The 18,900-nt window shown below is 66.9% G+C and carries 24 protein-coding genes; 17 read left to right on the top strand and 7 right to left on the bottom strand.

Features of this window, described 5'->3' with window-relative positions:
- The first annotated feature begins 62 nt into the window (after positions 1-62).
- The 3 genes from ABE543_RS02520 to ABE543_RS02510 all read left to right on the top strand — a co-directional run bounded on the left by ABE543_RS02520 (position 63) and on the right by ABE543_RS02510 (position 3,056).
- Entirely contained in the window at positions 63-473 is a 411-nt protein-coding gene (locus ABE543_RS02520) for a DoxX family protein (RefSeq protein WP_164151003.1), read from the top strand.
- 31 nt (positions 474-504) lie between these two features.
- Positions 505-1,293: a class III extradiol ring-cleavage dioxygenase gene (locus tag ABE543_RS02515; RefSeq protein WP_346475245.1), complete on the top strand. Its 789-nt coding sequence runs from the start codon at positions 505-507 to the stop codon at positions 1,291-1,293.
- Positions 1,294-1,412: 119 nt separating this feature from the next.
- Positions 1,413-3,056 (top strand): Na+/H+ antiporter, encoded by a 1,644-nt coding sequence (locus tag ABE543_RS02510; RefSeq protein ID WP_053520275.1) that lies wholly within the window; start codon positions 1,413-1,415, stop codon positions 3,054-3,056.
- Between the two features lie 62 nt (positions 3,057-3,118).
- On the opposite strand, the gene ABE543_RS02505 is transcribed toward ABE543_RS02510, so the two are convergent.
- Positions 3,119-3,367, bottom strand: a complete 249-nt coding sequence (locus tag ABE543_RS02505) for a DUF3297 family protein (RefSeq protein WP_053520274.1) — start codon at positions 3,365-3,367, stop codon at positions 3,119-3,121.
- Between the two features lie 89 nt (positions 3,368-3,456).
- Here ABE543_RS02505 and ABE543_RS02500 point away from each other — a divergent pair, with 89 nt between their 5' ends.
- Positions 3,457-3,999 carry a hypothetical protein gene (locus ABE543_RS02500; protein ID WP_065175387.1) on the top strand — a complete coding sequence of 181 codons (543 nt, stop codon included), beginning with the start codon at positions 3,457-3,459 and terminating at the stop codon, positions 3,997-3,999.
- A gap of 47 nt (positions 4,000-4,046) precedes the next feature.
- Here ABE543_RS02500 and ABE543_RS02495 read toward each other — a convergent pair whose 3' ends face one another.
- From ABE543_RS02495 to msrB, 5 genes are all read right to left on the bottom strand, one after another.
- Positions 4,047-4,322, bottom strand: a complete 276-nt coding sequence (locus ABE543_RS02495) for a DUF4031 domain-containing protein (RefSeq protein WP_111186594.1) — start codon at positions 4,320-4,322, stop codon at positions 4,047-4,049.
- A 13-nt stretch (positions 4,323-4,335) separates the two neighbouring features.
- The gene (locus tag ABE543_RS02490) at positions 4,336-4,833 is read right to left on the bottom strand and encodes a hypothetical protein (protein WP_346475244.1); all 498 of its coding nucleotides are present in this window, start codon (positions 4,831-4,833) and stop codon (positions 4,336-4,338) included.
- Between the two features lie 190 nt (positions 4,834-5,023).
- Positions 5,024-5,962, bottom strand: coding sequence for a flagellar motor protein MotB (motB, locus tag ABE543_RS02485; RefSeq protein ID WP_053518234.1), 939 nt, complete (start codon positions 5,960-5,962; stop codon positions 5,024-5,026).
- A 3-nt stretch (positions 5,963-5,965) separates the two neighbouring features.
- Positions 5,966-6,820, bottom strand: coding sequence for a flagellar motor stator protein MotA (gene motA, locus ABE543_RS02480; RefSeq protein WP_053518236.1), 855 nt, complete (start codon positions 6,818-6,820; stop codon positions 5,966-5,968).
- Positions 6,821-6,912: 92 nt separating this feature from the next.
- The gene (gene msrB / locus ABE543_RS02475) at positions 6,913-7,380 is read right to left on the bottom strand and encodes a peptide-methionine (R)-S-oxide reductase MsrB (RefSeq protein WP_053518238.1); all 468 of its coding nucleotides are present in this window, start codon (positions 7,378-7,380) and stop codon (positions 6,913-6,915) included.
- A gap of 140 nt (positions 7,381-7,520) precedes the next feature.
- Between msrB and ABE543_RS02470 the strand changes: the two genes are divergently transcribed.
- Both ABE543_RS02470 and ABE543_RS02465 read left to right on the top strand, forming a co-directional pair.
- Positions 7,521-7,895 (top strand): classical arabinogalactan protein 4, encoded by a 375-nt coding sequence (locus ABE543_RS02470; RefSeq protein ID WP_262218499.1) that lies wholly within the window; start codon positions 7,521-7,523, stop codon positions 7,893-7,895.
- 167 nt (positions 7,896-8,062) lie between these two features.
- On the top strand, positions 8,063-8,224 hold the full coding sequence (locus ABE543_RS02465) for a lana protein (protein WP_262100746.1): 162 nt from the start codon (positions 8,063-8,065) through the stop codon (positions 8,222-8,224).
- A 45-nt stretch (positions 8,225-8,269) separates the two neighbouring features.
- Here the strand turns inward: ABE543_RS02465 and ABE543_RS02460 are convergent, their stop codons facing one another.
- Positions 8,270-8,749, bottom strand: a complete 480-nt coding sequence (locus tag ABE543_RS02460) for a winged helix-turn-helix transcriptional regulator (protein ID WP_053518243.1) — start codon at positions 8,747-8,749, stop codon at positions 8,270-8,272.
- 149 nt (positions 8,750-8,898) lie between these two features.
- On the opposite strand from ABE543_RS02460, the gene ABE543_RS02455 reads away from it, so the two are divergent.
- The 11 genes from ABE543_RS02455 (at position 8,899) to flgJ (ending at position 18,898) form a co-directional block, all read left to right on the top strand.
- Positions 8,899-10,203, top strand: coding sequence for a D-amino acid dehydrogenase (locus ABE543_RS02455; RefSeq protein ID WP_053518245.1), 1,305 nt, complete (start codon positions 8,899-8,901; stop codon positions 10,201-10,203).
- Complete coding sequence (gene alr, locus ABE543_RS02450; protein ID WP_262218498.1) at positions 10,182-11,252, top strand: alanine racemase; 1,071 nt, start codon at positions 10,182-10,184, stop codon at positions 11,250-11,252. Before ABE543_RS02455 ends, alr begins: the two co-directional genes overlap by 22 nt.
- 158 nt (positions 11,253-11,410) lie before the next feature.
- Positions 11,411-11,806: a flagellar basal body rod protein FlgB gene (gene flgB, locus ABE543_RS02445; protein ID WP_053517917.1), complete on the top strand. Its 396-nt coding sequence runs from the start codon at positions 11,411-11,413 to the stop codon at positions 11,804-11,806.
- A 3-nt stretch (positions 11,807-11,809) separates the two neighbouring features.
- Positions 11,810-12,217: a flagellar basal body rod protein FlgC gene (gene flgC, locus ABE543_RS02440; RefSeq protein ID WP_053517916.1), complete on the top strand. Its 408-nt coding sequence runs from the start codon at positions 11,810-11,812 to the stop codon at positions 12,215-12,217.
- A 23-nt stretch (positions 12,218-12,240) separates the two neighbouring features.
- Positions 12,241-12,924, top strand: a complete 684-nt coding sequence (locus ABE543_RS02435) for a flagellar hook capping FlgD N-terminal domain-containing protein (protein WP_053517914.1) — start codon at positions 12,241-12,243, stop codon at positions 12,922-12,924.
- Positions 12,925-12,955: 31 nt separating this feature from the next.
- Complete coding sequence (gene flgE / locus ABE543_RS02430) at positions 12,956-14,179, top strand: flagellar hook protein FlgE (RefSeq protein WP_053517912.1); 1,224 nt, start codon at positions 12,956-12,958, stop codon at positions 14,177-14,179.
- Positions 14,180-14,211: 32 nt separating this feature from the next.
- Complete coding sequence (locus ABE543_RS02425) at positions 14,212-14,961, top strand: flagellar basal body rod protein FlgF (protein ID WP_277381747.1); 750 nt, start codon at positions 14,212-14,214, stop codon at positions 14,959-14,961.
- Between the two features lie 103 nt (positions 14,962-15,064).
- Entirely contained in the window at positions 15,065-15,850 is a 786-nt protein-coding gene (gene flgG, locus ABE543_RS02420) for a flagellar basal-body rod protein FlgG (protein WP_053517910.1), read from the top strand.
- Between the two features lie 22 nt (positions 15,851-15,872).
- Complete coding sequence (gene flgH, locus ABE543_RS02415; RefSeq protein ID WP_074898853.1) at positions 15,873-16,565, top strand: flagellar basal body L-ring protein FlgH; 693 nt, start codon at positions 15,873-15,875, stop codon at positions 16,563-16,565.
- A 7-nt stretch (positions 16,566-16,572) separates the two neighbouring features.
- Positions 16,573-17,700 carry a flagellar basal body P-ring protein FlgI gene (locus tag ABE543_RS02410; RefSeq protein ID WP_346475243.1) on the top strand — a complete coding sequence of 376 codons (1,128 nt, stop codon included), beginning with the start codon at positions 16,573-16,575 and terminating at the stop codon, positions 17,698-17,700.
- 1 nt (position 17,701) lies between these two features.
- The gene (flgJ, locus tag ABE543_RS02405; protein ID WP_111187007.1) at positions 17,702-18,898 is read left to right on the top strand and encodes a flagellar assembly peptidoglycan hydrolase FlgJ; all 1,197 of its coding nucleotides are present in this window, start codon (positions 17,702-17,704) and stop codon (positions 18,896-18,898) included.
- Positions 18,899-18,900: the final 2 nt, after the last annotated feature.

The following is an 18,900-nucleotide window of genomic DNA, read 5'->3' as shown; positions in this document are numbered from 1 at the left end:
CATCGTATTTATTGGCATGGGTCGGCGCAATAAGCTGTGCTTCTTCCCTTCGAGGCCCCGCCATGACGACCTCTGTTGCTTCCGCTCCGCCCCTGGCGCCCTATGGCGCGACGCTGCTGCGCCTGGCCCTGGGCGTCCTGTTCCTGGTCCACGCGTTGACCAAGCTGCTGGTGTTCACCCCAGCCGGTACCGCGGCGTTCTTCGAGTCGCTCGGTTTGCCGGGTGTGCTGGGTTACCTCACCCTCGCGGCAGAACTGGTGATTTCCGCAGCCCTGCTGCTCGGTGTCTACGCGCGCTGGTTCGGGCTGGCCGGCGTGCCCCTGTTGCTGGGCACCATCGTCACCGTGCACGGCGCGAACGGCTTCGGCTTTGCCAATGCTGGCGGTGGCTGGGAGTACCCGGCCTTCTGGGCGCTGGCGCTGGTGGTGCTGTTCCTGGTCGGTGACGGTCGCTGGACCCTGCGTTCGCGTTGAGCGCTGGCTGATACTGCAAACGGAGAATTCCATGTCCCGCCTGCCTTCGCTGTACATCTCGCACGGCTCCCCGATGACTGCGCTGCAGCCGGGCGAGGTGGGCGTGCGCCTGGCCGAACTGGCCCGCGACCTGCCCACGCCGCGCGCCATCGTCATCGCCTCGGCCCACTGGCTGGGGCGGCAGCCGTTGGTCGGCGCCCACCCGCAACCGCCGACCCTCCATGACTTCGGCGGCTTCCCGCGCGCGCTGTTTGAACTGCAGTACCCGGCACCGGGCGATCCGGCGCTGGCCGAAGACGTAGCCGGGCGCATCGCCGCGGCAGGCCTGCCGGTGGCCATCGATACCCAGCGTGGTCTCGACCACGGCGCCTGGGTGCCGCTGCGCCTGCTGCGTCCGCAGGCCGACATTCCCGTGGTGCCGGTATCGATCCAGCCGTTGCTGGGGCCTGCGCACCAGTTTGCGCTGGGCCGCGCGCTGGCACCTCTGCGCGAACAGGGCGTGCTGCTGGTCGGCTCGGGCAGCATCACCCACAACCTGCACGACTGGGGCGACTACCAGGACGGCAAGGAAGCGCCCTATGTGCGGCCGTTCATCGAGTGGGTGGAGCAGCGGCTGGCGGCCGATGACCGCCCGGCGCTGTTTGACTACCGCCGGCAGGCACCGTTCGCCGAACGCGCCCATCCCACCGATGAACACCTGTTGCCGCTGTTCTTCGCGATGGGTGCGGCCGGTGACCACCGCTTCGGCGCACGTCGCATCGATGCCGGCGTCGATGGCGGCTTCCTGGCGATGGACATCTACCGCTTCGACGGGGCATGAGCCTGTGCTGACGCAGCGTCGCCGCGGTTGTCGCAGCCGTGGTCGCCTGTGGTAGTTTTTTCCGGGTTTCCGGCGCTGGCTTCATGCCCCCCCCCCGCGCGCCGCTTCCTGGAAGAAGCATGCATACCATTGAAGTCGTGCTGGCGATGCTGGTGGCGGTCGTCGCCAGCGGATACCTCGTCCGCGTCCTGCCGTTCTCACTGCCGCTGCCACTGGTGCAGATCGGTCTGGGCGCGGTCATTGCGGGCGTGTTCAACCGCGGCCATGCGCTGGAGCCGGAAGTGTTCTTCCTGCTGTTCCTGCCGCCCCTGCTGTTCCTTGACGGCTGGCGCATCCCCAAGCAGGGCCTGTTCCGCGACAAGGGCGCGATTCTCGAGCTGGCGTTCGGCCTGGTGGTGTTCACCGTCATCGGCGCCGGCCTGCTGATCCACTGGATGATCCCGGTGATGCCGCTGGCGGTGTGCTTCGCGCTGGCGGCGATTGTTTCGCCGACCGATCCGGTGGCCGTTGGAGCGATCGCCTCCAAGGCCCCCATTCCCAAGCGGCTGATGCACATCCTCGAGGGCGAATCACTGCTCAACGACGCCTCCGGTCTGGTCTGCTTCCGCTTCGCGGTGGCGGCGGTGATGACCGGTACCTTCTCGCTGGCCACCGCTTCGCTGACCTTCCTGTGGGTGGCGGTGGCGGGCCTGGCGGTGGGCGTGGCGGTGACGCTGGGCGTGTCGACCTTCCAGCGTTGGTTGTGGCGCCGTTTCGGTGAAGAGCCGGGTGCGGCGATGCTGGTCAACCTGCTGATCCCGTTCGCGGCCTACCTGCTGGCCGAAGAGATCAATGCCTCGGGCATCCTCGCGGCGGTCGCGGCCGGCATCTCGATGAGCTACGTGGAAATGACCGGCCGTGTTTCCGGCAGCATGCGCGTGCAGCGCGCGGGCGTGTGGAACATGCTGCAGTTCAGCTTCAACGGCATCATGTTCGTGCTGCTGGGCGAGCAGTTGCCGGGCATCGTCGAGCGTGCAACCACCACGATGAACGAGACCGGTCACCAGAGCGCGTGGTGGCTGCTGGTGTACGTGCTGGTGATCAATGCCAGCCTGATCGCCCTGCGCCTGCTGTGGGTGTGGCTGTCACTGCGCTGGAACCTGCTGCGTGCGCGTCGGCGTGGCCTGGAGCGGGGCGAGGCGCCGAACTGGCGCATCGTGGTGGCCACCTCGGTGGCGGGCGTGCGCGGTGCGATCACCCTGGCCGGCGTGCTGACGCTGCCACTGTTCCTGCCCGATGGCAGCCCGTTCCCCGCACGCGACCTGGTGATCTTCCTGGCTGCAGCGGTGATCCTGTTCTCGCTGGTCGGCGCCAGCGTGGCGCTGCCGCAGCTGCTGAAGGGCCTGCAGTTGCCGGCCGACTCCGGTGAGCGCAAGGAAGAGGATCTGGCCCGCCGGTTGTCTTCGAAGGCGGCGCTGGCCGGGGTGGAGCGCAAGCGGCAGCAGCTGGTGCTGAACCAGAACACCGAGAACGTGCAGTTGTACAACGACGCGGCCTCGCGGGTCAGCCTGCTGTACCAGCGGCACCTGGATCGCGAGAACCCGGACGTGGATCCGGAGAAGGTGAAGCGGATGGAGGAGGGCTATCGCCAGTTGCGCAGCGCCGGCCTCACTGCCGAGCGCGAGGAACTGTTCCGCCTCACCCGGCGCGGAGTGATCTCCGACGAGATCTCGAGGCGCTTGATCCGCAACCTGGATCTGCTGGAGTCGCGCAAGCGCGAGTGACCGGCCCTGTGCATCGGGGTCGGATCCCTTTCCCGCGGAAAGGGATCTGACCCCGGGCTCCGTCAGGCCGGCTTCTGGTCGAGGAAGTAGGCCTCGACCTTGCCTTTGACCTTGATCGTCATCGGGTTGCCGCGACGGTCACGGGCCTTGCCGGCCTGCACGCGGATCCAGCCTTCGCTGACCGAGTATTCCTCGACGTTGTCGCGCTCGACGTCGTTGAAGCGCACGCCGACGCCGCGCTCCAGCGCCTGCGCATCATGGAAGGGGCTGGCCGGATTGATCGCCAGGTGGTCGGGAGGGGTATCGCTCATCGCATCATTCACAGTGACGGCCACCAAGGCCGGCTTCAGCGATACAGGATAAACCGTAGAATGCCGGCCTGCCCCGAGGAGTTCCCGCCATGCCCGACAACAGCGACTACTTCGACTTCGAGGAGGACGTCCATGATTTCGATGAGGATGGCTTCGAAGCGCGGGTCTGGAACCTGCTGGTACTGATCAACCCGGGCGACGATGAGCTGGCGCTGCAGCAGTTCAACCGCTGGCGCGAGCTGCTGGCCGAAGCCGGCGAACCGCTGGAGGCAGACGCCGATTGGCTGCCGCCACTGCTGTCCGCGATCGGTTGGCAATCCGGCTTCGAGGTGGAGCGGGATGACCTGGAAACGCTGATATCGGCGGTGAACGAGCTGTCCGCGCGCTTCAACCTGCAGCTTGACTGGGGCGGCGACCTGGACGATGAGGATTTCACCGAAGACCTGGATGGCGTGCAGCTGATGTCCACCGCCTTCGACCGCCTGCGCGAGCACAACTACACGCTGTGGAGCGTGGATGCCGGCAGCGCGGGTTTCACCGGCTGGATGGCACTGACCCGTGACGATGACGCCATGCTGGCGCTGTGCTCGCTGCTGAACGTGGAAATCCGCCTGGGCAGCGACCCGTTCTGAGCGTCATCCCGGTTCGCCGGGCCATGCCAGGTGGGGGGCACTGCGGCCTACGGCCGGTACTGCGCCCGCGCGTTGGCGATCACCGCTTTCACCTGTGCGCGGTCGGTGTGCCGTGAAATCGCCACGGCACCCAGTGCGATCGCCTGTGCGCGCAGCTCGGTGGTGACGTCGTAGTGCGCGCCGCTGGCCTTGTTCTGGAAGGCCCGGCGGGGGATGCCGAGCTGCGCCGCCATGGCGTGCAGCTCGGCCAGGGTGTCGGCCATCAGATGCGCCCAGCGCTGGTCGCGCCAGGCATGCACTGCGTCATCAACGTAGACCGTCACCGCCGCGGCCGGATCAGGCCTGCGGCTTGCCGTCGGCGTCGGCGGCCGGAGCAGCCTCGGCGTCAGCGGTACCTTCGGCAGCGCTGGCTTCTTCGGCCACATCGCCTTCAGCGGTCTCGCCCTCAGCTTCCACGCCTTCGAACTCGGCGACCAGCGCGTCCAGGTACTCGTCGGCGGTCTGGCCCGCTTCGGCGGCCAGGGTATCCAGCAGCTTCTGCAGCAGTTCGGAATACTCCAGGCTGACCTTGCGGTCTTCCTTCTCCTGCACGTTGGCCAGGTGCTTGAGCATGGCCAGCATCGGCACCGGGTTCTCGGCATTGCCCATGGTCTGACCGCCGATGGCCAGCAGCCACTCGCGACCCTGCAGGCCGATGGCGGCGACCACCTGGCCGTCCTCGCTGGTCAGCACGGCGTGGTTCTGCACCTGCTGCTGGGCGTTCAGACGGAGGAACGGGCGCTTGGCCTGCTGCTTCTTGCGCTGGTCGCGCTTGGCCTTGGAAGACTTGGACATCGGGGGTGTCACCTGAAAACGGAAAGACCCCCATTGTACCGGGTGCGCCGGGCCATGCCCCTGGTGGGTGCGGGACGTGGGCCGCATGCGTTGCCGGATGTGCGGACCAAGGGCCGCACCCACCCGGGGGGGTGGTTCCTTTGGTCTTATTGATTTCCGTTTGGGGCGTACACTGGCCCCCACCCACCGTCTACTTTGCCTCACCCTGCGCCGCCTGTACGTCCGCGTCGATGACCGGCGCCGACAGACCCACCTGTGGACCGGCGCCGGCCAGCGCGGCCTGCTCGGCGGCGCGGGTCATCACCACGATGCTGATGCGGCGGTTGATCGGGTTCTGCGGGTCGGCCCGGTCGAACAGCACCGAGGAGGACAGGCCGACCACGCGGGTGATCTTGCTGTCCTCCAGTCCGCCATCGATCAGGGCGCGGCGGGCCGCATTGGCGCGGTCGGCGCTCAGTTCCCAGTTGCCGTAGCCGCGGGCGGCGGTGTAGGCGGTGATGTCGGTGTGGCCGGTCAGGCTGATCCGGTTCGGCACGTGGTTCAGGTACTCGGCCAGCTCATGCAGGATCTGCTGCGTGTACGGCTTGAGCGTGGCACTGCCGAGGTCGAACATGGGCCGGTTCTGCTTGTCCACGATCTGGATGCGCAGGCCTTCCGGGGTCAGGTCCAGCAGCAGCTGGTCCTTGAACGGCTCCAGCGCCTGGCTGCGGCTGATCGCTTCCTGCAGTTCCTTCATCAGCTGTTCCAGCTGCTGCTTGTCGCGCTGCTGCTGGTCCACCGGGTGCGGCACGGCTTCCTGCTGGTTCTGGAAGGGATCGTTGCTGCTGCCACGCGAGATGTCGGTGGCGCCGCCGAGCTTGATCATCGACGTGCTGGCACCGCCCGGCCCGGCCATGCCCGGGGCCGGCGTGGCGCTCTGGCCACTGAGCGGGCTGGGGTTGCGGAAATACTCGGAAATGGCCGCACGATCGTTCTTGCTGGTGGTGGCCATCAGCCACAGCACCAGGAAGAAGGCCATCATCGCGGTCACGAAGTCGGCATAGGCCACCTTCCACGAGCCGCCATGGTGGGCGGCATGGCCGGCCTTCCTGACCTTGCGGACGATGACGGTGGGTTTGCTCTCGGCCATGGCTTACTTGACCGTCTTCAGGTGCTGCTCGAAATCGGAGAAGGCCGGGCGCACGTTCGACGGCAACGTCTTGCGGGCGAATTCCAGCGCGATCTTCGGGTTGTAACCGCGCAGGCAGGCCAGCAGTGCGGTCTTCACCGATTCGTAGATGCGGCTGTCCTGCTCGGCACGTGCTTCCATCGCCGCTGCCATCGGGCCGACGAACCCGTAACCCAGCAGGATGCCCAGGAAGGTGCCGACCAGCGCACCGGCGACATGGCCGCCGACCTCGACGATGTCGCCGCCGATCGAGCCCATGGTGATGACGATGCCCAGCACCGCCGCGACGATGCCGAAACCGGGCAATCCGTCGGCCACCTTGGTCAGCACCTGCGACGGGGCCATCGCTTCGGCGTGGTGCTTTTCCAGCTCCAGTTCGAGCAGCGGCTCCAGTTCATGCGGCTCGATGTTGCTGCCGATCATCAGGCGCAGGCAGTCGGTGATGAAATCGATCAGGTGATGGTCGGCCTGCACCTTCGGATAGTTGCCGAACACGGCGCTCTCGGCCGGGCGTTCGACGTGGTCCTCCAGCGCCATGAAGCCTTCCCGGCGCGCCTTGTTGAGCAGTTCGTAGAGCAGGCTGAGGACGTCGATGTAGTCCTGCTGCTTGTAGCGCGGGCCCTTGAACACGCCGACGATGGCCTGCAGCGTCTGCTTGACCGTCTTGGCCGGGGTGCCGACCAGGAACGCACCCAGCGCGGCACCGCCGATGATGACCAGTTCGTAGGGCTGCCAGAGAGCCCCCAGGCGGCCGTGGGCACCGAGGTAGCCCCCGATCACGCTGATGATGACGACCAGGAATCCAACGATGATGAGCATGGGGCAACGCAGGGAGGGGGGATATCTCCTTGTCGGCCCACCCTGCGGATTTCTGAAGAGGGAATTCTGTGAAACCGGTCAGCAGGGGTGTCTCAGCCCGCCACGCCGCTTTCCGCACCGCCACGCTGCAACGGGTTGGGCCAGGCCTCGCCGTTGCCGGCAAACGAAAGTGAGACGGAGTTCAGGCAGTGGCGCTCATGGGTGGGCGGCGGCCCGTCCGGGAACACGTGGCCGAGGTGGCTGCCACAGCGGGCGCAGGTGATCTCGGTGCGGATCATGCCGTGGCTGGTATCGCGGATCTCACGCACGTGTGCCGCGTCGTAGGGGGCGAAGAAGCTCGGCCAACCGGTGCCGGAATCGAACTTGGTGCTGGAGCGGAACAGGGGCAGCCCACACAGCCGGCAGCAGTAGACACCCTCACGCTTGTTGTCCAGGAACACGCCACAGAACGGTGCTTCGGTGCCGTGCTGCAGCAGCACGCGGCGTTCTTCGCTGCTGAGGCCGGCGACCAGGGTGTCGGTCTGGGAGGCGGTAGGGGGCGTCAGGTCGAAGGCACTCATGCTGGCTCTCCGTGGGGTCGATGGCCTGGGGATGCCTGCAGACGTGGGGGTGTGACCGCCGTCTTGCAAGTGTGAGCTGCGTTCATGGGCGGCACACGGGCGCGGGCGCATGGTGGGGAGGATTCCTGCTGGAGCGTGCCATGAAGACCCTTTCCGTCTGGGTGCTGTCGGCTCTGCTGCCCCTGTCGGCACAGGCCCAGGTGCCCACCACATCGCCGACCACCACCCGCACCACCACCACCGTGGCGCCAGCGCCGGTGACGCCGCCCCCACAGCCGGCAAGACCGCAGCCGCAGGTCCTGCCGTCACCGCAGCCGACGCAGCCGATCAAGTCCACCGGCCCGGCGCAGGTGGTGCCGACGCCGGCGCCGAAGCTGCCGGACAAGGTCTATGACCGCAACGGGCGCATCGTTCCCGGCGTCAAGCCGGTCGGCCCGAACCGTGTGTTCGACTCCCGTACCGGCCGCTACTACGACAGTGTGCCGGCCGGCAGTGGCCAGCAGGTCAAGCCATAGGGCAGTCCGCCACCGCCCGCGGCGGGTGGTGACCGCGCCGGCTGAACGCCTGAAAACACACTGCTGCTGCTCACGGCTTTTTCGCCTGTGATTAACCGCCGCAGGACCACCGTGGCCCTGCGCCGGCATCCCGCCGTCGCGTGTCCTTTGTCCTTTGGATCGCGATCATGAAGAATCCGCAGAACCGTCATCCCGGCAAGGAAGCGCAGAGCCATAAGCCGCAACAGCAGCAACAGCAGCAGATGGACCCGCAGCGGCCGCAGAAGGGCAGCAAACAGCAGGAGACAGGTCAGCAGCAGGGCTCGATGAAGCACCCGCAGCAGCGCTGACGCCCCTGGAACAGGGCCGGAACCCGCAGCGCGGGCTCTGGCCCTTCATTCGGGAATCGGCAGGCTGAGCGTCTCCTTGACCTCTTCCATGACGATGTAGCTCTTCGATTCGCGCACGTGCGGCAGGGTCAACAGGGTGCTGCCCAGCAGTTTGCGGTAGGAGGCCATCTCGCTGATCCGCGCCTTCAGCAGGTAGTCGAAGTCGCCGGACACCAGATGGCACTCGAGCACGTTCGGCAGCTTCAGCGCCGCACGCCGGAACTCCTCGAAGATGTCGCCGGACTTGTAGGCCAGGCTGATCTCCACGAACACCAGCAGGCTGGCTTTCAGGGCCGTGGGATCGAGGTGGGCGTGATAGCCGGTGATCACGCCCTCGCGCTCCAGCCGGCGCACGCGCTCGGTGCACGGGGTGGTCGACAGGCCCACGCGCTCGCCCAGCTCGGTAAAGGAAATGCGGCCTTCGGCCTGGAGGATGCGCAGGATCCTGCGGTCGATCTTGTCCAGTTCACGGGGGCGGGCGGCCATGGGCGTCAACCTGGGGAAGTAAATCACGGGGAAACATCTTGCCCGCAGCGTGAAAAACAGGCAAATCGCCTATGAATGGAAGAATATACTTCCCCGATTATGGCCCTGTCGTGCTCAAACGCAGGGAATGATCGGGTTGGAGAATTTCCATGCGAGTCCTAGTTCTCGGCAGCGGCGTGATCGGCACCACCAGTGCCTGGTACCTGCGACAGGCCGGGTTTGATGTCACGGTCGTCGACCGCCAGCCCGGCCCCGCGCTGGAGACCAGTTTCGCCAATGCCGGCCAGCTGTCATTCGGCTACACCTCGCCCTGGGCCGCGCCCGGCGTGCCGAAGAAGGCGATCGGCTGGCTGTTCGAGAAGCATGCGCCGCTGGCGATCCGTCCCGGCATGGATCTGGCCCAGTACCGCTGGCTGTGGCAGATGCTGCGCAACTGCACCCACGAGCGCTATGCGATCAACAAGGCGCGCATGGTGCGCATGTCCGAGTACAGCCGCGATTGCCTGAACGAGCTGCGCGCGCAGATCGGCATCGAGTTCGAGGGGCGCGACCTGGGGACCACCCAGCTGTTCCGCACCCAGCAGCAGCTGGATGCCTCGGCACAGGACATCGAGATCCTGGCCCGCTATGGCGTGCCGTACGAAGTGCTGGATCGCGCCGGCATCATCGCCGCGGAACCGGCGCTGGCGCACGTTGATGGCCTGGTCGGTGCGCTGCGCCTGCCGCGTGACCAGACCGGCGACTGCCAGCTGTTCACCCGCCGCCTGGCGCAGATGTGCACCGATGCCGGTGTCGAGTTCCGCTTCGACCAGGACATCAGCGCCATCGAGTCGGATGGAGAGCGCATCACCGGCGTGCGCATCGCCGGCAAGCTGGAGACTGCCGACCGCTATGTGGTCGCGCTGGGCAGTTACTCGCCGGCGCTGGTCGCGCCGCTGGGCATGCGCCTGCCGGTGTACCCGCTGAAGGGGTATTCGTTGACCCTGCCGATCACCGATCCGGCCATGGCTCCGACCTCGACCATCCTCGATGAGAGCTACAAGGTTGCTGTAACCCGCTTCGACAACCGCATCCGTGTCGGTGGCATGGCCGAAGTGGCCGGTTTCGACCTGTCGCTGTCACCGCGTCGCCGCGAGACCCTGGAGCTGGTGGTTCGTGACCTTTACCCGAAGGGCGGGGACCTGTCGCGCGCGCAGTTCTGGACCGGCCTGCGCCCGGCCACGCCGGATGGCACGCCGGTGATCGGCGCCACGCCCTTCCGCAACCTGTATCTCAACACCGGTCACGGCACCCTGGGCTGGACCATGGCGTGTGGTTCAGGTCGCTACCTGGCCGACCTGATGAGTGCACGCCAGCCACAGATCAGCACCGAAGGCCTGGACATCTTCCGCTACGGCCAGTTCGGCCATGCCCCGCAACACGAGAGCCGCACATGCGTCCTGCCCGCGCGCTGATCGATCTGCACGCGCTGCGCAGCAACTACCGGCTCGCCCGCGAGCTGGGGGGCGGCAAGGCGCTGGCGATCATCAAGGCCGATGCCTATGGCCATGGCGCCGTGCGCTGCGCGCAGGCCCTGGAAGACGAGGCCGACGGCTTCGGGGTGGCGACCATCGAAGAAGCGCTGGAGCTGCGCAAGGCCGGTATCCGCGCGCCCATCCTGCTGTTGGAAGGCATTTTCGAAGCCAGCGAGATGGCGCTGGTGGCCGAGCATTCGCTGTGGTTCTCGGTCGGCTCGCCGTGGCAGCTGGAGGCGCTGGCTGCCTTCGACAGCCCGCATCTGTTGACGGTCTGGCTGAAGCTGGACAGCGGCATGCATCGCCTGGGCATGGACGTGGAGACCTTCCGCGCCGCACACGCGCGCCTGCAGGCGATGCCGCAGGTGGAGCGGATCGTGCTGATGACCCATCTGGCGCGTGCCGATGAACTGGACAGCGAACGTACCCACGAACAGGCCGCCACCTTCGCACGTGCAATCGAGGGCCTGCAGGGTGAGACCAGCGTGTGCAATTCGCCGGCCCTGCTGGGGTGGCCCGACGTGCGCAGTGACTGGGTGCGCCCGGGGCTGATGCTGTACGGCGCCAACCCGCTGCCGGACGACACGGATCTGACCGGGCGGCTGCGCCCGGTGATGACCATGCAGTCCAAGGTGATTGCCGAGCGCTGGATCGAAGCCGGTGAGCCGGTGGGATATGGCGCGCGCTTCGTGGCCAAGGCGCGTACACGCGTGGGCGTGGTGGCCCTGGGCTATGCCGACGGCTATCCCCAGTTCGCGCCGAACGGCACCCCGGTATTGATCGACGGCCAGCCTGGTGTGCTGATCGGCCGGGTTTCGATGGACATGCTGACGGTGGACCTGACCGCACATGCACAGGCCGGCGTTGGCAGTGTGGTGGAACTGTGGGGGCAGGCCCCGACGCTTTCGGAACTGGCGCCACGTTGCGGGGTGAGCGCCTACCAGCTGCCCTGCGCGGTCAAGCGGGTCGCCCGCGTCTACCGCGATTGATGATGCGCCGCCGGGCATGGCCCGGCGCTACCGGATGTTGGCCGCCCCTTGGGTAGCGCCGGGCCGTGCCCGGCGAGCGTAGGGGCGCCCCGCCCCGCCCACGACCTTTTGGCACACCGCTTGCAGCTTCCCGGGCAACGTTCCCGTGGGAGTGCATCGTGCGCAACCTGATTACCGACTACCTGGGCGTACATGCCCAGGCCATGCCGTTGCGCGAACAGCGGATGAAGCTGATCGCCAGCAATCTCGGCAATGCCGATACCCCCGGCTACAAGGCCCAGGACCTGGACTTCGACGCCGCCCTGCGCAGCGCACAGGGACAGGATGGCAACGGCCTGATGGCCACCACCCACGAGCAGCACTATGCGATCAACAACGGCCTGAATCCGTTCCAGATCGCGCGCGAGGGTGTCCAGCCCAGCCTTGACGGCAATACCGTCGATCCGGATGCAGAGCGCGCCGCCTACGGTCGCGCCGCGCTGGAGTACCGCGCATCGCTCAGCTTCGTCGAGAGCAAGGTCCGTTCCATGCTGACCGCGATCACGGGGCAATAAGCCATGAGCAACCTGCCGATCTTCGACATCGCCGGCTCCGCGCTGCAGGCGCAGTCGGTGCGCATGAGCACCATCGCCTCCAACCTGTCCAACGCCGACACCGTTGCCGGCTCGGCCGAGGCCGTCTACAAGCCGCTGGAGCCGATCTTCCAGGCGGTCACGAGCAAGGACGACCCGAACATCACCTCGGTGCAGGTGAAGGAAATCACCCGCAGCGAGGCGGCGCCGATCAAGCGCTACGAGCCCGGCCACCCACTCGCCGACGCCGACGGTTACATCTACCAGCCCGACGTCGATCCAGTCGCGCAGATGGTCAATCTGATCTCGACCTCGCGCAACTACCAGGCCGGCGTGGAGATGTTGACCACCGCCAAGGAACTGGCCCTGGCCACCCTGACCATGGGCCGCTGAGGCCCGCAGTACCGGATACCGCCATGACCACTGCCGTCAACAACCAGACCAGCCAGGACGTCTACTCCGCGCTGGGCCTGAATGCTCCCAACAGCAACGCCACCAAGAAGAAGAACACCCTGGACCAGGCCGACTTCCTGCGCCTGATGACCGAGCAGCTGCAGCACCAGGACCCGCTCAAGCCCATGGACAACACGCAGATGGTCGCGCAGATGGCGCAGATGTCGACCGTGCAGGGCATCACCGATCTGAACACCACGGTGCAGGGCTTCCAGCAGTCGATGGCCAGCGACCAGGTGCTGCGTGGCGCCGCGCTGGTGGGACACCAGGTGCTGGTGCCGTCCGAGAAGCTGGTGCTGGAGAACGAAGGCAGCGTCGAGGGCACGGTGGCCGCGCCCGGCGCCGGCATCATCACCGTGGACATCACCGATGCCAACGGCGCCAAGGTCACCTCGATCAGCGTCGAGGCCAAGGCCGCGGGCGAAACCGCATTCCAGTGGGATGGCAAGGATGCCGCCGGCAACCGCATGGAGCCGGGCAAGTACAGCGTGGTCGCCAACCATGTCGATACCGCTGGCAAGAGCACCAAGCTGTCCACCTATGTGCAGGCACCGGTGGAAAGCGTGACCGTCGGTTCCGATGGCCTGTACCTGAACCTCAAGGGCCTGGGCACGGCCCCGATCGACTACGTGCTCCGCGTCAGCTGAGCCGCCTACCCGCATCTACCAGGAGCATCCCATGGGCTTCAATGTCTCGCTGTCCGGCATCAATGCCGCCAACTCCGACCTGAGCGTCACCGCCAACAACGTCGCCAACGTCAACACCACCGGCTTCAAGCAGTCGCGCGCCGAGTTCGCCGACCTGTTCGCCGCCACCAGCTACGGCCTGTCGAAGAACGCGGTCGGCTCGGGCGTGCGCGTCTCCAACGTGGCCCAGCAGTTCATCCAGGGCAACAACGAGCAGACCGGCCGCAGCCTGGACATGGCGATTTCCGGTGAGGGCTTCTTCACCATGAACATGAACGGCCAGCGGGTGTACTCGCGTGCCGGCAACTTCCAGACCGATGCCGCAGGCTACGTGACCAACCCGCAGGGCGCGCGCCTGCAGGTGTTCGCGCCCAACGCCGACGGCACCAACTTCGACGCCGGTCGCATGATCGACCTGCAGCTGCTGACCACCGACAGCCCGCCCCGGCAGACCAGCGATGTAAAGGTTGGTTTCACCCTGCCGGCCAACGCCAAGGAACCGACGGTGCAGCCGTTCGATGCCACCAATTCCAACAGCTACAACCACTCCAGCGGCGGCATTACCGTGTATGACTCGCTGGGCGTGAGCCACATCCAGGTGTCGTACTTCGTCAAGGAAGCCGGCGTCAACCAGTGGACCGTGCACAACTTCGTCGACGGCGAACCCGCAGGTACCCCGACGCCGGTCACCTTCGACAACAGCGGCAAGCTGACCGCGCCGGCCAACGGCAGGATCAGCCTCGGCACGTTCACCCCGACCACCGGCGCGGGCGAGTTGAACATGACCCTGGACGTGAGCGGCTCGACCCAGTACGGCGAGAAGTTCGCCCTGCGCAACACCCAGCAGGACGGTTACGCCGCGGGCAAGCTCAACGAAATCACGGTGTCGGACACCGGCGTGGTCTACGCACGCTACTCCAATGGCGACGACAAGCCGCTCGGCCAGGTTGCGCTGACCACCTTCAACAACCCGCAGGGCCTGGAGCAGAAGGGCAACAACGTGTGGGCGGAGACGTTCGATTCGGGTACGGCCCGTACCGGAATGCCCGATACCTCCAACCTCGGCAAGATCCAGGCCGGCTCGCTGGAGGCGTCCACTGTCGACCTGACCGAGCAGCTGGTCAACATGATCACCGCGCAGCGCAACTTCCAGGCCAACGCACAGATGATCACCACCCAGGACCAGATCACCCAGACCGTCATCAACATCCGTTGATGAGCCGCTGACCCTGTCACGGAACTCCCCGCATGGATAAAGCCCTCTACGTGGCGATGACCGGTGCCCGCGCCTCCCTGCAGGCGCAGGGAACGCTCAGCCACAACCTCGCCAACTCCGATACCCCCGGCTTCAAGGAAGCGCTGGCCAACACCGAAGCCTTCCCGATCCAGGGCCGGGGCTTTGCCTCGCGGGTCGATGCGCTGCACGTCGACGCCGGCTTCAACCGCCGGCCCGGTGCGCAGCACATCACCGGCAAGCCGCTGGACCTGGCGCTGCAGACCGGCACCTGGCTGGCCGTGCAGTCCAGCGACGGCAGCGAAGCGTACACGCGCGGCGCGGCACTGTCGGTGACACCGAACGGTCAGCTGGTGACCTCCGGTGGGCGCCCGGTACTGGATGACAACAACAACCCGATCGCCATTCCGCCTTACCAGGCGATGGAGATCGGCAACGACGGCACGATCTCCATCATCCCGCAGGGTGAAGGCCCGCAGACCATGGCCATGATCGGCCGGATCAAGGTGGTGCAGGCACCGGACGAACGGCTCGAGCGCGGTCTTGATGGCCTGTTCCGCAACACCGATCCGCTGCAACCGTTCGCTCAGGCCCTCGGGCCCACCGTGCACAGCGGCCAGCTGGAGGGCAGCAACGTCGATGCCGCCGGTGCACTGGTGCAGATGATCCAGCTGCAACGCCAGTACGAAATGCAGGTGCAGGTGATCAAGCACGGTGATGACAACGCACGCAGCGCCAACAGCCTGCTGCGACTGGGCAGCTGACGGAATTCCGCCGGCGCCGCGTAACGGCACTGGCACACCGCTTGCACGCCGTACCCCATGGGCCGCAGCACGCGGCCGGTTTCAGCCAGACAGGACTCCGAAGATGAACCAGGCATTGTGGATCGCGAAAACCGGACTGGATGCGCAGCAGATGCGCATGTCGGTGGTTTCCAACAACCTCGCCAACACCAACACCACCGGCTTCAAGCAGGACCGCGCCAGCTTCGAGGATCTGTTGTACCAGCAGGTCCGCCAGCCGGGCGGCGCATCGTCGGCGCAGACCCAGCTGCCGACCGGCCTGCAGCTGGGCACGGGCGTGCGCGTGGTGGCCACCGCCAAGAACTTCGAGCAGGGCAGCCAGCAGCAGACCGGCCGCGCGCTGGACGTGATGGTCAATGGCCGGGGCTTCTTCGAGGTGCAGCTGCCCGATGGCAGCTCCGCCTACACCCGCGACGGCTCGTTCAAGATCAACCAGGACAGCGAACTGGTCACCAACAGCGGTTACCCGGTGCAGCCCGGCATCCAGATTCCCGAAGGCGCGCAGTCGGTAACCATCGGCAGCGACGGCACCATCAGCGTGAAGATGGCCGACGACGCCGCATCGGTGGAAATCGGTGCGCTGACCCTGACCGACTTCGTCAATCCCGCAGGCCTGCAGGCGCGCGGCGAGAACCTCTTCCTGGAAACCACCGCCTCGGGGCCGGCGCAGAACGGCAATCCGGGCCTGAACGGGCTCGGCAACGTGGTCCAGGGTGCGCTCGAAGGCAGCAACGTGAACGTGGTGGAGGAGCTGGTGTCGATGATCGAAACCCAGCGCGCCTACGAGATGAACGCCAAGGCGATCTCGACCACCGACTCCATGCTGGCCTACCTCAACAACAAGATCTGACCGGCCCAACCGGGATAACGCCATGTCGCCCATTTCCACCCTCGCCCGCACTGTCCTCGCCAGCACGATGGCCGCCCTGCTCGGCGGCTGCGTGATCGCCGGCGACGTGCGCCCCTACCCCGCGATGGCGCCGCTGCAGCCGATCATGCCGCCCCAGGCGGAGCCGACGGCCGGTGCGATCTATGCGGCAGGGCCAACCCTGCAGCTGTACTCGGACCGCCGCGCGCGTGATGTCGGCGACCTGCTGACCATCACGCTGCTGGAAAACACCACCGCGCAGACCAGCGCCAACACCGCCACCAACAAGGAATCGAATCTGAGCCTGGGGACGCCCTCGATCTTCGGTGCGCCGGTCACCCTGGGCGGCAAGGACATCCTCAGCGCCAGCGCCAAGGGCGCGCGCGACTTCACCGGCAAGGGCAACAGCGCACAGAGCAACCGCCTGCAGGGCAGCGTCACGGTCACCGTGATCCAGCGCCTGCCCAATGGCAACCTGGTCGTGCAGGGACAGAAGAATCTGCGCCTGAACCAGGGCGACGAGCTGGTGCAGGTGCAGGGCATCGTGCGCCCGGGTGACATCAGCCCGGACAACACCCTTCCCTCCAGCCGCGTGGCCGAGGCCCGCATCGTCTACGGCGGCCGCGGCCCGGTCGCGCAATCCAACGCGATGGGCTGGCTGAGCCGCTTCTTCAACTCCGGCCTGACGCCGTTCTGAGCATGCCATGACGCTTACCTTCTTCTCTTCCTGGCACCGCCTGTCATCGCTGTGCTGCCTGATGCTGCTGGCAGTGGCTGCGCCCGCCAATGCCGAGCGCATCAAGGATCTGGCCCAGGTCGGCGGCGTGCGCGGCAACGCGCTGGTCGGCTACGGCCTGGTGGTCGGCCTGGATGGCAGTGGCGACCGCACCAGCCAGGCCCCCTTCACCGTGCAGAGCCTGAAGAACCTGCTGGGCGAGCTGGGCGTGAATGTGCCGGCCAACGTCAATCCGCAGCTGAAGAACGTCGCCGCCGTGGCGATCCACGCCGAACTGCCACCGTTCGCCAAGCCAGGGCAGCCCATCGATGTCACCGTGTCCTCGATCGGCAACGCGGTGTCGCTGCGTGGCGGCTCGCTGCTGATGGCGCCGCTGCGCGGTGCTGATGGCCAGGTCTACGCCATCGCACAGGGCAACCTGATCGTGGGCGGCTTCGGTGCCCAGGGCAAGGATGGCTCGCGGGTGTCGGTGAACGTGCCCAGCGTCGGCCGCATTCCCAACGGTGCCACGGTCGAACGCGCGTTGCCGGATGTGTTCGGTGCCAACGGCGAAATCACCCTGAACCTGCACAACAACGACTTCACCACCGTCTCGCGGATGGTCGCCGCGCTCAACAACGCCTTCGGCGAAGGCGCGGCACGTGCCGTCGACGGCGTGACGGTGGCGGTGGCCGCGCCGACCGACCCGGGTGCACGCATCGGCCTGCTTGCCCGCATCGAGAACCTGGAGCTGACCCCGGGCAGCGCTCCGGCCAAGGTCGTGGTCAACTCGCGTACGGGCACGGTGGTCATCGGCCAGCAGGTCCGCGTCGGCCCTGCGGCGATCTCGCACGGTTCGTTGACGGTGACCATCCAGGAGAACACCAACGTCAGCCAGCCCAACGCACTGGCCGGCGGCAGCACGGTGGTCAGCCCGCAGTCGACCATCACCGCCACCAACGATGGCAGCCGCATGTTCAAGTTCAATGGCGGGACCACACTGGATGAGATCGTGCACGCGGTGAACGCCGTCGGCGCCGCGCCGGGCGACCTCATCGCGATCCTGGAAGCACTGAAGCAGGCCGGCGCGCTGAGCGCCGAACTCGAGGTGATCTGACATGCGCATCACCCCCGCCTTCGAGCTGAATCCGGCGCAGCAGAACGACCCGGCCAGGATCGACAAGGTCGCGCGTCAGCTGGAAGGCCAGTTCGCGCAGATGCTGGTCAAGAGCATGCGCGATGCCAGTTTCGGCGACTCGCTCTTTCCCGGTGAGAACAAGATGTTCCGGGAGATGTACGACCAGAAGATCGCCGAGGCGATGACCCGTGGCAAGGGACTCGGGCTGTCGGCCATGATCACCCGCCAGCTGTCCGGAGCGACCGCCGAAGGACCGGCGCTGGATACCGGCATCGGCGCTGCGAAGGCCAGCCGGGCCTATCAGCTCAACGCGCCCCCCAAGGCGGCGCCGTCGCTGCCGCTGGAGGACGCCGGCCAGGCCGTACGCATGCTGCAGCAGATGGCCGCAGGTGCACAGCAGGATGCATCGGCCGCCATCGCGCCGATGGAACAGGCCCTGGACCTGATCGCCGGCCGCGAAAGCAGCAGCGTCCACCGGTCGCTGGGCACCGATGATCCGTACATCGCCGGGCTTGACGGCCCCGACTGGGCAGCCCGCAACGACCAGTGGGCCGCCACTGCCAGCAACCGTGGCAGCGGCACTACGACCGATGCGCTGGCGACCCGCACCGCGGTAGCCCAGCTGGGTGCGCATACCCCGGAAGGCTTCGTCGCCAGCATCTGGCAGCACGCGCAGAGCGCAGCCAGAGAGCTGGGCGTGGACGCCCGCGCGCTGGTTGCGCAGGCCGCACTGGAAACCGGCTGGGGCAAGCGCCAGATCAAGCACGCCGATGGCAGCACCTCGCACAACCTGTTCGGCATCAAGGCCAATGGCTGGAACGGACAGCGTGCGGTGGCCGGCACCCATGAGTACGTCGATGGCGTGCGCCGCAATGAAACCGCAAGCTTCCGTGCCTACACCTCGCCGGCCGAGAGCTTCGCCGACTACGTGCGCCTGCTGAAGACCAGCCCGCGCTACCAGCAGGCCCTGCAGGCCGGCACCGATGTGCAGGGCTTCGCCCGGGGCCTGCAGCGGGCCGGCTATGCCACCGATCCGCGCTACGCCGCCAAGATCGCCGCGATCGCCGGCGGCCCGACCATCGAGCGTGCCGTCGCCGCCGTGACCGATGCCGGCAGTCGCCTTGGCCAGACCTTCGCCAGCACCGCAACAGCGGCGCTGGGTATCACCCGTCGTTGAGG

This window comes from Stenotrophomonas sp. TWI169, assembly GCF_039674705.1.
GTDB classification, from domain to species: Bacteria; Pseudomonadota; Gammaproteobacteria; order Xanthomonadales; family Xanthomonadaceae; genus Stenotrophomonas; species Stenotrophomonas maltophilia_P.
This window is presented reverse-complemented; position numbering and strand designations above follow the sequence as displayed.